This is a genomic window from Carboxydocella sp. JDF658, from assembly GCF_002049395.1.
GTDB lineage: Bacteria > Bacillota.
On the sequence record NZ_BDLR01000004.1, the window covers coordinates 26,481 to 38,936 of the forward strand.

Below are 12,456 nucleotides of genomic sequence, written 5' to 3' on the forward strand. Positions count from 1 at the left end.
CAACCCTCCTCGGAAAAAGGGCGGGTAGAAAGATCTATCCCGCCGCTTTCTGGTAGAAAAAGAGTGCCACTGATTTAAACCCTATTTCCTGGGCCTGAAAAATCTGTTCAGTACTGCCGATAAACAGAACTCCTCCCGGTTTGAGGGCATTATAAAACTTGCGATAGATGGTATTTTTGGCTTCCTCGGTAAAATAGATCACTACATTGCGACAAATAATCAAATCACACAAAATCTCATAGGGATCTTTCAGCAAATCATGTTTTTTAAATTTAACCCACTTCTTTAGTTCTGGTTTTACCAGGACCACTTCTCCATCCCGGTCAAAGTATTTTTTGAAGTAGGGTTCGGGAAGCCCTGCTACAGATTTTATGTTGTATCTTCCCTCCTGGGCCCGTTCCAGAATAGCACTATCGATATCAGAAGCGATAATCTGGTGCCGCCCCTGAGGTGCCAGCTCATTCAAAATCATAGCGACTGTGTAAGGTTCTTCTCCTGAAGAACAGCCGGCACTCCAAACTTTCAAATTCGGGGATCGCTGCAATAGCTCTGGTAAAATCTGTTTTTCCAGCTGCTGCCATTGAGCAGGGTTGCGGTAAAACTCCGAAACATTGATGGTCAAATGGTTCATGAATTTGTCCAGCTGGGCTTGATCCCCCCGCAAAACCTGCACATATTTCTCCAGGGAATCCACCCCAACCGTCCGCATCAAGCTCAGAATTCTACGCTCCATCTGGGGCCGCTTATACTGTAACAGGTCTACCCCGAAATAGCGGTTTATCTGTTTGGCAAACTCAATATACTGATCCACCTGCTCCTTCCCTCCACTTACTGCGCCTGTGGCCACTGAACTTTGACTCCCCGCTCCTGATGGCACCTGTCACAGAAATTCTCCTTGGTCTGCCCCAGTTTCTTGCTGTGACACTTCAGACAGTTTTTTTCCGGGTTACGGTTACGCATTACAGTTTCCCCGTGTTTGGCCAGCCAGTCTTCCCCATGGGGATTGCCTTTGGCATTGGCAAAAAAGGAAACCACCAGAACAGCCAGAATGGCCACCACAATCAGACCTGAGATCAGGTGACGGTATTTCTTCATTTTCTTACCCCCGCTTCCAGTGTTCTTTCACTATGCGGAATGATTCTGCGGCAGCGGCAATCGTCCGGTCGATGTCTTCCTCAGTATGAGCCAGAGAAACAAAAGCTGCCTCAAACTGGCTGGGTGCCAGGTAAACCCCGCGTTTTAACATCTCCTGGAAAAAGAGGGCAAAGGCTTGTGTATCTGAGGTGCTGGCCGACTGGAAGTCCACCACCGGCTGACTGGTAAAGAAGGTACATACCATGGAACCCACCCGATTCTGAGTCAATTCCAGCCCTGCTTCTTTTGCGGCTCGGGCCATTCCCTCTGCCAGTCTGGCACTCTTTCTTTCCAATTCCTCATATGCTACAGGGGTTAATTGTTCCAGAGTGGCTATCCCGGCAGCCATGGCCAGAGGGTTACCGGATAGCGTGCCTGCCTGATAGACAGGACCAGCGGGAGCAACCATGGACATAATTTCCTTTTTGCCACCATAAGCTCCTACCGGCAAGCCGCCACCAATGACTTTACCGAAACAGGTCAAATCAGGCTCAATGTTGAACAAGCCCTGGGCACAGTGATAATCCACCCTAAAACCGGTCATCACTTCATCAAAGATTAGCAGGGTTCCGTAACGCCGGGTCAGTTCCCGCACACCCTCCAGGTAGCCAGGCTGAGGCGGTACCACCCCCATATTGCCAGGTACCGGTTCGATGATTACCGCCGCAATATCTTTGCCCTCCAGGGCAAAAATCTCCTCCAGCATGGCCAGGTCATTAAACCGGGCGGTAATGGTATTACTGGCAATATTGACTGGCACTCCAGGGCTGGTGGGTACTCCCAGGGTGAGAGCCCCGGAACCTGCCTTGATAAGAAGCGAATCCGCATGCCCGTGATAACAACCTTCAAATTTAACGATTTTATTGCGACCTGTGTAGGCCCGGGCCAACCGCAAAGCGCTCATAGTAGCTTCCGTACCGGAGTTAACCATCCGCACCATTTCCACAGATGGCACGCGCTCAATCACCATCCGGGCCAGACGGGTTTCCAGTTCCGTGGGAGCACCAAAGCTGGTGCCCAGATCAACCCATTTATGTAAAGCTTCAGTCACAGCCGGATGGCAATGTCCGAGAATCAACGGCCCCCAGGAACCCACATAATCAATATACTCATTGCCATCTACATCATAAATTTTTGACCCCTGTCCCCGGACAAAAAAGACAGGCTGACCTCCTACTGCTTTAAAAGCCCGGACAGGACTGTTTACTCCACCGGGAATATACTGCTGTGCCTCAGCAAACAATTCGAGCGAGCGGTTAAAACCCTTATGCACGATCCGATCCTCCCTTTCTATTGGCTGGCCTTAGATGGAGATAAGGGACAGGAGATTAACTCCCCTGTCCGCTTTTCCCACCTTCCCATTTTTTAGTAGCCTTTGCGCCCATGATAGAGACACCAGGGCTCCTCTGCCATGTAGTCCCCGTTATTGTAGAAAGCTGCCCGGGCCCGGCATCCGCCACAGATTTTCTTGTACTTGCACACACCACATCCACCGGAATAGTTGAGGGTACGCAATTCCTGCAGCACCGGATTTTCTGCCCAGATTTTGCTGAAAGGAATATCTCTTACATTCCCCAGCGGAATATTCAGATAGGCACAGGGCTGCACATCTCCTTTGGGGGAAATGATACAGTAGGATGTTCCGGCCAGACAGCCTCGGCCAAAACGCAAATCCATGCCCATTTCCTTGGCAATGCGCATGAACTGTGGAGCACAGGTTGGCTTCAGTTCAATATCCACTTCCTGCTGTTTTTTCATGATCCGGGTTAGCAGAGCTTCATATTGTTCTGCCCGCAAAGATTCTTCTTCAATGTTAACAGCCCGGCCGGTAGGCACCAGGAAGAAGATATGGTGAGCCACCGCCCCCATTCCCACCGCCAGGTCAGTGATCTTTTCCACTTCATCATAGTTCCAGTCTACTACTGTGGTATGGATCTGGAACGGTAAGCCGGCATCCCGGCAATTTTTCATGCCCTTGAGAGCATCCCGCCAGGCGCCAGGATAGGCTCTGAATTTATCGTGCTTGTCTGCATCAATGCTGTCCAGAGAAATACCCACACCCATAGTGCCTACTTCTTTCAGGCGGCGGGCCACTTCCGGAGTTATCAGAGTACCGTTGGTACCAAACACCGGCCGCAGCCCCAGCTTAACGGCATGTTCCACCAGCTCGAAAATATCCGGCCGCATGAGAGGCTCGCCACCACTGAAAATCATTATCTTAAAGCCAGCTTTAGCTATTTCCTCCAGCAAAGCCTTGCCTTCTTCGGTGGACAATTCCTCTGAAGCTTTGGCTCCTGCATCCCGGTAGCAATGTTCACAATACATGTTGCATTGATTAGTAGTATTCCAGGAAATAATCATTAATAGCCCTCCTTCAACCACTTCGCTACATCCAGGGCATGATAGGTCAGGATTATATCAGCCCCGGCCCGTTTAAAGCCAAGCATCGTTTCCAGCACAATCCGTTTTTCATCTATCCAGCCCAGACGGGCCGCAGCCTTGATCATGGCATATTCACCGCTGACATTATAGGCTGCCACTGGTACCACCACCGCATCCTTGACCTGACGGATTATATCCATGTAAGCCAGAGCTGGCTTGACCATGACAATATCGGCTCCTTCTTCCAGATCAAGGGCAACCTCTTTTAATGCTTCCCGGCTATTGGCCGGATCCATCTGATAAGCCTTGCGATCTCCGAATTGCGGTGCCGATTCGGCTACCTCCCGAAAAGGGCCATAATAAGCAGAAGCATATTTAACCGCATAGGACATGATGGCAACATCCTGATAGCCATGGTGGTCCAGCATGGTGCGAATGGCTGCCACCCTGCCGTCCATCATATCCGACGGAGCCACGATGTCCGCCCCGGCCCGGGCATGGCTGAGAGCTGTGCGGGCCAGTAACTCCAGGGTAGGATCATTGGCCACTTCCTGGCCCTGAAGCAGGCCACAATGCCCATGGCTGGTATATTCACAGAGGCAAACATCGGTAATCACCAGCAGCTGCGATACTGTCTTTTTGATTTCCCGCACAGCTCTTTGCACCGCCTCATCCTCGGCCCAGGCACTGCTGCCTGTTTCATCCTTGTAGGCGGGAATACCAAACAGGATAACTGCCGGGATCCCCAGTTCAGCTGCCTTCTGCGCTTCTTCCACTGCCAGATCCACTGAAAGCTGGGCTACCCCTGGCATGGATTCAATTTCCTTGCGAAAGCCCTGGCCCTGAGTAACAAAAAGAGGATAAACCAGGTCTTCGACCCGCAAATGATTTTCCCGCACCAGTCGCCGCATGGTTTCATTACGCCTTAGCCGCCGCGGGCGGTTAACCGGAAAACCCATATTCCTTCCCTCCGTCTCCATTATACCATACTTTCCACAATTGCTGTGACCAAACCGTCAATGGTGTATTCCCGGGCCTCCACGGTTAGCGTCAGTCCCAGCTCCCTGGCGGTCTGGGAAGTAATAGGCCCTATGGAAGCAAGTTTAACAGCTTGCAAAAGCTCCTGGTAATCTTCTCCTAGCAATTTAATAAAATTCTTCACTGTTGATGAGCTGGTAAAGGTAACCCAGGAGATGGTCTTCTCCTGCAACAGACGCCGTAACAGGGCTTTATCCCCGGAACCAGCCACAGTCCGGTAGGCATCCACTTCTGTAACCTCAGCCCCCAGCTTGCGCAATTCTTCCGGTAACACCTTTCTGGCTATATCCGCCCGGGGCAATAGTACCCTTTTCCCGGCCAGGTCAGTTTGCTTCATAACCTCAACAATGGCTTCAGCCCGGTATTCCTCCGGGATAAAGGAACAACGAATACCCCGCCTTTCAATCTCATCCCTGGTTTTAGGACCGATGGCGCAAATCTCGATACCAGCCAGTTCGCGTACATCCTTGCCCTGCTGCCAGAGACGGCGGAAAAAGCGCTCAACCCCATTCACACTGGTAAAAATGATATAGTTGTAACTCTGCAGCTCATTAATCGCCTGATCCAGGGGACCAAAATCCAGCGGGTCGGTAATTTCAATGGCAGGAAACTCCCAGACTTCGGCACCCAGTTCTTCCAGTTTGCTGGTCAGGCTGCTGGCCTGTTCTCTGGCCCGGGTCACCACAATCCGCTGACCGAAGAGGGGCTTAGCTTCATACCAGCGCAGCTTATCCCGCATTGTCACTACTTCTCCCACTACAATAGTAGCCGGATGTTTGACCCCGGCAGCCCTGGCCTTTTCCACGATATCAGCCAGGGTAGCCGTTACCGTTATTTGTTCCGGCCTGGTCCCCCAGCGAATGATGGCAACCGGGGTTTCTGGTGAACGGCCATGTTCAATGAGTTTCTCCACGATTAAGGGCAAGTTGGCCATGCCCATCAATATTACCAAGGTACCTGCCCCGGTAGCTAAATGTTCCCATCTGATTTGACTGTTTCCCTTTTCCGGATCCTCATTGCCGGTAATAATAGCCAGGCTGGCCGATAGTTCCCGATGAGTGACAGGTATCCCGGCGTAGGCCGGTACCGCAATAGCAGAAGTAATCCCTGGCACAATTTCAAAACCAATCCCATGCTCCACCAGGGCCTCGGCCTCCTCGCCCCCCCTTCCAAAAACGAAGGGGTCACCCCCCTTCAGGCGGGCGACAATTTTCCCTGCCAGGGCCTTTTCCACCAGTAAAGCATTGATTTCCTGCTGTCGAAAGGTATGCTTGTCCGGTTCCTTTCCGGCAAAGATCAGTTCAGCATCTTTACGGGCATAAGTCAGAAGTTTGGGACTGGCCAACCGGTCATAAACAATAACATCTGCCTTGCTGATACACTCCAGTCCCCGTAGAGTGATCAGTTTCGGATCTCCCGGGCCCGCACCGACCAGATAAACAAAACCTTTTTGCATCTAACTCAGCTCCCTTACCTCCGCCAGTATCCGATCAGCTCCTTCAGCCAGCATGAGCTCGGCCAGTCTTTCCCCCAGCTCTTCCGCCGCTTCAGGATTGCCATTTATCTGTTTTCTGATTAATTTCCGTCCATCCAGGGAAGCTACCACACCCTGTAAAATCAGCTCTTCACCCTGTAAAACGCCATAAGCTCCAATCGGAATTTGACAACCGCCTTCTAATTTGCGCAGGAAAGCCCTTTCTGCCAGGATAGCCTTAGCAGCAGCTCTGTCATTAAGCGGTCGTAACAGCTCTTTAATCTCTTCATCATTTTTCCTGATTTCAATTCCAATCGACCCCTGCCCTACCGCAGGCAGGCTGATCTCAAAAGGTATATACTGGGTGATACGTTCCTGCCAGCCCAGGCGTAAAACCCCGGCTGCTGCCAGGATCATACCATCCAGCTGCTGTTCCTCCATTTTGCGAAAGCGGGTAGCCAGATTGCCCCGCATATCCACCATTTGTAAATCAGGCCGGTAAGCCAGAAGCTGGGCCCGTCTTCTCAGGCTAGATGTAGCCACTTTTGCCCCCTGAGGAAGGGTGGCAAGGGTATGACCCTTAGGACTGATCAGCACATCGCCGGGGTTTTCCCGGACACAGATGGCTCCCAGGGCCAAACCGTCAGGCAAACGGGTCGGCAGGTCCTTCATGCTATGCACCGCCATGTCTATTTTCCCTGCCAGCATAGCAACTTCCAGTTCCTTGGTAAAAAGCCCTTTGTCACCGATTTTGGCCAGTGCCACATCCAGAATTTTATCTCCCTGGGTTTTCATGGGTACGATCTCCAGGCCCAGGTCGGGGTACAATTTTCTCAACTGGGTTACCACCCATTCCGTTTGCCACATGGCCAGGGCGCTGTCCCGGGTGCCAACCCTTACCGTTTTGCTCATACCAATTCCTCCACTTCTTCTGCTGCCATGGGTTTGCCTGGTTTTATTCTCTGTCCTTCTATCTGTAAATCAAACAGGTTTTGCAAAATTTCGGTATAGAGATGACCGTGACTGGTCTGGGCATAAGCTTTAAGATTAACAATTGGCCGATGTAAAATACTGTTAACGATGCTATGGGCCAGAGCCTGGATAATATTGCGCTCTCGTTCCGTTAAATCGCCCAGTTTATTAAACGCCTTTTCCAGCTCCCGTTGTTTGATTTCTTCTCCAAACTGTTTCAGAGCTACAATGGTTGGCACCACAAACTGGGTATTTAACCAGCTGAAAAACTCCTTGATTTCTTCATCCACTATTTTCTGGGCCTTGACGGCCTCTTTTTTCCGTTCCTGTAAATTGCGATCTACCACATTTTGCAAATCATCAATATCGAAGAGGGTTACTCCCTGAATGGTGGCCACTTCCGGATCGATGTCCCGGGGTACGGCAATATCAATTAAAAATATGGGCCGGTACTGTCTGGTTTGCATAACTTTTTGCACAATTTCCGGCAAGATAATGGCATGGCGGGCGGCGGTAGCACTGATTACTATATCAGCCTGAATCAGGCATTCCACTAATTGATCGAATTTCACTGCCTTGCCGCCAAATTTCTCAGCCAGCTCCACTGCTTTATCGTAAGAGCGGTTGGAAACCAGCACACTGGTAACTCCGTTAGCCACCAGGTGTTTGGCCGTCAGCTCACTCATTTTCCCGGCACCAATGATCAGAATGGCCTTGCCTTCCAGGGTGCCAAACAGCTGGCGAGCCAGCTCTACTGCAGCATAGCTGATAGAAACAGCATTTTTGTCGATTTCCGTCTCAGTTCTTACCCGTTTGCCAACAGCAATAGCCTTATGAAACAGAGTGTTAATGATTTTATTGGTGCTTTCCGCCGCACTGGCAATTTGATAGGCCTGGCGCACCTGGCCTAGAATCTGGGTCTCACCTAGTATCATCGAATCCAGTCCGGATGCAACTCGAAACAGATGATGGACACAGTCATAGAGGGTATGAATATAGAGGAAGTTATCAATTTCACATTCTTCTTCATGCAAGCATTCCATCAGAAAAGTTTTTATGGATTTTAACCCCTGGGTCATATCTGTGCAAGCCGCATAAATCTCCGTACGGTTACAAGTGGATAGCAGTACACACCCATCAATGGCCGGATATTGTTTCAAGGTTTGCAAGGCCTCAGGCAATTGGCTTTCAGTAAAAGCCAGTTTTTCTCTGATTTCCACCGGAGCAGTCTTATGATTGAGGCCAACAGTCACCAAAAACATTTTTTATCCGCTCCTTTACCTTCTCCATTTCTCCCCGGACCAGATCCTCCCAGAATCCCTCCGCCAGTAAACCCTCCATAATCCTCTGGCGTTCCCCTGGGTCAGGAATTCTGGCAAGTAAAATTTGCCTGAGTTCACCGAGCAAATCATTGATCTCTCCATACTCAGGTCCTATAGATCGCGCCAGATGATCCCTTAATTTGCGGGCAAACACCGGACTCTGTCCTCCCGTGGAGACAGCCAGCTGCAAATGGCCCCGCCTCAGAACTGCCGGCAGATAGAAGTCCCCCCGTTCCGGGTCATCAACCACATTGACCCAGATCTTCCTTTGCTGGCACTCCCGGGCAATCCTGGCATTAACCGCAGCATCATCTGTGGCTGCATAGACCAGATGTGCCTGTTCCACATCATCGGGTTGAAAAAGGCGCCGGTACCACATTACGCGACCGGCGCCGGCCCATCCTTCAATTCTTTCTGTTACCTCAGGGCTGACTACCAGTACCCCTGCTCCTGCCTGGAGCAAGCCAGCTATTTTCCGTTCTGCCACCTGGCCTCCGCCAACTACCAGACATTTCTTGCCGTCCAGACGGAGAAAAATTGGATACAGCACCTCAGCCCCTCCTAAACTATCAGGGAATAAAAATTAATTCGTCATATTTCGTAAAAATCCTGCCTACATGCGATTTTTTACGCCCCGGAATAAGAATGCAAACCTGGCAACAGGATATTAACTCCGAAGTAGGTAAACAGCACAGTTAAAAAGCCAATAATCGCCATCCAGGCTGCCCGGCGCCCTTTCCAGCCATAGGTTAAACGGGCATGCAAATAAGCAGAGTAGACCAACCAGGTAATCAAGGACCAGGTTTCTTTAGGGTCCCAGCTCCAGTAGCGACCCCAGGCAAACTCTGCCCAGACTGCCCCGGTGATGATGACCAGGGACATCAAAGGAAAACCAAAGGCAATAAAGCGATAGGAAAGCTCATCCAGCAAAGCTGCCCTGGGCAACTCCCGGTTAAACCAGCTGGTGCTGCCCACAGCCTCCATTTTTTCTTTCCAGAGGTACATAATGGCCAAACCACAGGAAAAAGCAAAGGCACCATAGGCAATAATGGCAGTAGCCACATGGGCATGCAGCCAGTTGCTTTGCAGAGCAGGCATCAATTCTTTGCTGCCTTCAAAAGGCAAACCCAGCATCATGGTGGAAATCTCCAGCACAAAGGCTACGGGAACTACGAAAGCCCCGGCGATGCGCATATCGTACTTCCACTCAGCAAAGAGATAGATCAGCATTACACCAAAGGCAAAAGAAGAAGAATACTCATACATATTGGTAAAAGGTGGATGCCCGGTGGTTACCGTTCTCATGATCAGCCCGGCAAAATTAGAAAGTAGACCTGCAAAAGCAGTACCCGTTGCCACTTTACCAATAGTATCGTTTTTAGTCAATAAATATCCCAGGTAACACAGGGAGGAAATCAGATAAAAACCAATGGTTAGATAATATAAAGACAGCTCACTCACAGCTTATCCCCTTTCTTGCACTGCTGTCAGAATCTCATCCAGATCCTGCTCCAGCCCCAGTTTATTTTTGTCAACCTGAGCCCCGTACTCAGCAATGATAGTATTACCAGCCTGCTTTAGCACTACCCAGATTTTCCGGTGCTGCAACATAAAGGAAAGGAAAATCCCCACCACCATCAGTATACTACCTGCCCAAACAATAGGTACTCCGGGATCTCGCCGTACCGATAAGCCTGTCATATTAACGGTTTTGATTCCATTTGCTGTCACTTTATAATTTTCAACCTGAGCCGCCTGGCCGATATACTGATATGAATAGGCAATTTGCTGATTGTTTTTAAACACTTGATACAGGACAGCCGGCTTACCATTAGGAGCTTGCGGGTTCTGGGGCTGATTGGGGTCGAATTGCGGTACATACCCCTGGATATTGAGGTAAAGGTTGTTATCCAGTGGCAAGACCTCCCCTTCCAATCCCGTTACTTCCCGTTTCTGCCCCTTTTCATCCTCAATGGTAAAGTTCAGGGCGGGCAGACCAGACTGGAAACTGCTTTGATAGAACTTAACGCCTTTCCATTTCAAAGGATCGTTAACTTCGATCCGTTTACGAAATACCTCTTTTCCGTTTTCAATCACAGAAAGATCACTATACCAGTCCTTGACCATACCCGGTGTGGATGTGCTCCCCTCTTCCCAGGCACGGTTAATGCGAATGGAGAAATTCTCCTCAGGATCAAAGTTTTTAATGTCTGGCAAGGACAACATACTGATGGTTTGGCCTTCCACACCGGCCAGATAAGTTTCAAAACCGGTAAAATTACCATAAATAGCTCCCAGGACAATCACTAAAAAGGAAAGGTGAGTAATAAAGCTACCCAGTACTCCAAAACGGCCACGGTCTGCTGCCAGTATCTTTTTACCCTCATTCTCATCGGCAAAAACCCGGTAGCCTTTCGCTGCCAGTGCTTCAACCCAGACTTTTTCCGTCTCAGCCAAACTGGCTTTATGACGTACGGTCCCTGCCAATTTTAAATTTTTAACAAAAGCTTCTGAAATTTTTGTATTGGGTTCCCCGAGAGCTTTTCTGATCAGTTTAATTCGTTCCAGGCTGCAGATCAGCAAATTCATGCTGAGTAACCCCAGTAAGCCCCGGTACCAGAAACTGTGGTAAATATCATAAACCGGCTGCCTGGTCTGTGGGTCCTGGGGAAGTAAGGTTCCTACCACTGATGCCACAGCCAGAATAAGAAGCACAAACAGAGCCAGCTTCATCGAGGAGAAAAAGCGCCAGACCTCCTCTATACCGCTGCGTTGTGCTGGTTTGGATTGTTCTTGCATGTCTCCCCATCCTTTCATTAAGTCTACTTCCGTATCAAATATTCTCCCCTCTTCCTAATAATCCTGTCGAAAAAAAATTGAAATTTTTGTGACTTGCTTCACACACGAAAAATATACCCAGCTTCAGCCGGGTATCAGGGTTTGGGTCTGTGGGGATTATGGCAGGCACAGCAATTGGAATCAAGGCCATGTCCCATTTGGGGCGCATCAAAAAAGAGCACAACACTGCCACTGCCATCATGGCAGGACTGACAGAGGCCGGCAATAGCCTGATTAATTATGAGCTTGCTTCCACCGGCTGCATGGGCAGAATGACACAGGGCACAGGGAGCAGTGGAAAAAAGGTAATTGCCGTGAGGGCTAACAAAAGGAGAGTTAATTGTAGTAAACACCCAGGAAGTGAAACCTGCTGCCAGACCAGAGGTACTCTTGATACCTGAGTTTATTACCACTTTATAGGATGTGTTAGCAGACCAGGGTTGAGCCGGGGTAAAATACATGGTGCGAGTTTTCTCATCCCAGGCATATTTGCCCGGTAATTTTACACCGGAAAAATTAACAGTTACATAGAAGTTGCTGGGTGTGATAGTTGCTGGATCCAGCCAATCATTCCAGACTACTTCTACCCGCTCATTTCTTTTTACCCCTGTCCCGGTTGGTTTTTTACTTGTGACCATTGGCGGCGAGCTGTTCGCCTGTGTAGTAACTGTTACTATTTCACCAGGGGGAGAGATTTGCCCCTGTACGACCTGCTGAACATAAAAATTATAAGTCGTTAGGGGCATTAAGTCAGTAACTGTCGTTCCAGTTGTAGTCACATTCTTGAGCCAGTTGAAGTAATTCCCCTCTTTTGCCATATAGACCTGATATAGAACATCATCCCCGGTTATTCCATTCCAGGACAACTCTACGGTATTTGGTCCGGTAGCGACAGCTGTTAGACCGGTTGGTGGCTCTGGTGTGCTACCCACCTGTACTGTATCCGGCTGGTTATCATATATATCTTCACTAACAGCCACAATCCTTTCCTCCCCAGCAGTCGTCTCCGGGAGTGGAGGCGGCGGTGGAGTCTCACCTGTACCTGCTGGATTGGTTTGCTCTGTGGCTCCTGAATCAGCCACAACCGGTTGGGACTCTGTGTTATCTTCAGCAACAGGATTACCTGCAGATGTCTCTGCTGTTTGGCTCGCTGGTTGCTCCACCTGTGGTTGTTCAGGCATTTCTGCTGGTAAACTCAATAACTCATCTGCCCAGGGTACCAGCCCGCTCCAGTTTACAGCAGTCAAAATTGTAGCCAGCATAAATATCAATAACCAGCGCCGCATTTTCCATCCC

12 protein-coding genes are annotated in these 12,456 nt (G+C 49.7%); all 12 read right to left on the reverse strand.

The annotated features are described in order from the left end of the window. Positions 1 to 34: 34 nt before the first annotated feature. The 12 genes from JDF658_RS00920 to JDF658_RS00970 all read right to left on the reverse strand — a co-directional run bounded on the left by JDF658_RS00920 (position 35) and on the right by JDF658_RS00970 (position 12,446). Positions 35 to 811: a protein-glutamate O-methyltransferase CheR gene (locus tag JDF658_RS00920; RefSeq protein ID WP_242946576.1), complete on the reverse strand. Its 777-nt coding sequence runs from the start codon at positions 809 to 811 to the stop codon at positions 35 to 37. Between the two features lie 17 nt (positions 812 to 828). Beyond that, complete coding sequence (locus JDF658_RS00925) at positions 829 to 1,095, reverse strand: hypothetical protein (RefSeq protein ID WP_078666077.1); 267 nt, start codon at positions 1,093 to 1,095, stop codon at positions 829 to 831. A gap of 4 nt (positions 1,096 to 1,099) precedes the next feature. Continuing rightward, positions 1,100 to 2,407, reverse strand: coding sequence for a glutamate-1-semialdehyde 2,1-aminomutase (gene hemL / locus JDF658_RS00930; protein WP_078666076.1), 1,308 nt, complete (start codon positions 2,405 to 2,407; stop codon positions 1,100 to 1,102). 92 nt (positions 2,408 to 2,499) lie between these two features. Next, complete coding sequence (nirJ2, locus tag JDF658_RS00935; RefSeq protein ID WP_078666075.1) at positions 2,500 to 3,495, reverse strand: putative heme d1 biosynthesis radical SAM protein NirJ2; 996 nt, start codon at positions 3,493 to 3,495, stop codon at positions 2,500 to 2,502. Beyond that, positions 3,495 to 4,475 (reverse strand): porphobilinogen synthase, encoded by a 981-nt coding sequence (hemB, locus tag JDF658_RS00940; protein ID WP_079906181.1) that lies wholly within the window; start codon positions 4,473 to 4,475, stop codon positions 3,495 to 3,497. Before hemB ends, nirJ2 begins: the two co-directional genes overlap by 1 nt. A gap of 20 nt (positions 4,476 to 4,495) precedes the next feature. Then, positions 4,496 to 6,010, reverse strand: a complete 1,515-nt coding sequence (gene cobA / locus JDF658_RS00945; protein ID WP_079906182.1) for a uroporphyrinogen-III C-methyltransferase — start codon at positions 6,008 to 6,010, stop codon at positions 4,496 to 4,498. Continuing rightward, positions 6,011 to 6,940 (reverse strand): hydroxymethylbilane synthase, encoded by a 930-nt coding sequence (gene hemC / locus JDF658_RS00950; protein WP_079906183.1) that lies wholly within the window; start codon positions 6,938 to 6,940, stop codon positions 6,011 to 6,013. Then, on the reverse strand, positions 6,937 to 8,262 hold the full coding sequence (hemA, locus tag JDF658_RS00955) for a glutamyl-tRNA reductase (RefSeq protein ID WP_079906184.1): 1,326 nt from the start codon (positions 8,260 to 8,262) through the stop codon (positions 6,937 to 6,939). Before hemA ends, hemC begins: the two co-directional genes overlap by 4 nt. After that, the gene (locus tag JDF658_RS00960; protein WP_078666070.1) at positions 8,231 to 8,872 is read right to left on the reverse strand and encodes a bifunctional precorrin-2 dehydrogenase/sirohydrochlorin ferrochelatase; all 642 of its coding nucleotides are present in this window, start codon (positions 8,870 to 8,872) and stop codon (positions 8,231 to 8,233) included. Before JDF658_RS00960 ends, hemA begins: the two co-directional genes overlap by 32 nt. Before the next feature lie 77 nt (positions 8,873 to 8,949). Continuing rightward, positions 8,950 to 9,783: a c-type cytochrome biogenesis protein CcsB gene (gene ccsB, locus JDF658_RS14185; protein WP_107753548.1), complete on the reverse strand. Its 834-nt coding sequence runs from the start codon at positions 9,781 to 9,783 to the stop codon at positions 8,950 to 8,952. Between the two features lie 3 nt (positions 9,784 to 9,786). Continuing rightward, entirely contained in the window at positions 9,787 to 11,121 is a 1,335-nt protein-coding gene (locus JDF658_RS14190; protein WP_200805623.1) for a cytochrome c biogenesis protein ResB, read from the reverse strand. 134 nt (positions 11,122 to 11,255) lie between these two features. Beyond that, a complete protein-coding gene (locus JDF658_RS00970) occupies positions 11,256 to 12,446 on the reverse strand; it encodes an Ig-like domain-containing protein (RefSeq protein ID WP_078666069.1) in 1,191 nt (396 codons plus the stop codon). Positions 12,447 to 12,456: the final 10 nt, after the last annotated feature.

Excerpts from the sequence above, each read along its gene's own strand:
- JDF658_RS00925 (WP_078666077.1), bottom strand. The coding sequence starts at position 1,095 with ATGAAGAAATACCGTCACCTGATCTCAGGTCTGATTGTGGTGGCCATT.
- nirJ2 (WP_078666075.1), bottom strand. The coding sequence starts at position 3,495 with ATGATTATTTCCTGGAATACTACTAATCAATGCAACATGTATTGTGAA.
- hemB (WP_079906181.1), bottom strand. The coding sequence starts at position 4,475 with ATGGGTTTTCCGGTTAACCGCCCGCGGCGGCTAAGGCGTAATGAAACC.
- cobA (WP_079906182.1), bottom strand. The coding sequence starts at position 6,010 with ATGCAAAAAGGTTTTGTTTATCTGGTCGGTGCGGGCCCGGGAGATCCG.
- hemC (WP_079906183.1), bottom strand. The coding sequence starts at position 6,940 with ATGAGCAAAACGGTAAGGGTTGGCACCCGGGACAGCGCCCTGGCCATG.
- hemA (WP_079906184.1), bottom strand. The coding sequence starts at position 8,262 with ATGTTTTTGGTGACTGTTGGCCTCAATCATAAGACTGCTCCGGTGGAA.
- JDF658_RS14190 (WP_200805623.1), bottom strand. The coding sequence starts at position 11,121 with ATGCAAGAACAATCCAAACCAGCACAACGCAGCGGTATAGAGGAGGTC.
- JDF658_RS00970 (WP_078666069.1), bottom strand. The coding sequence starts at position 12,446 with ATGCGGCGCTGGTTATTGATATTTATGCTGGCTACAATTTTGACTGCT.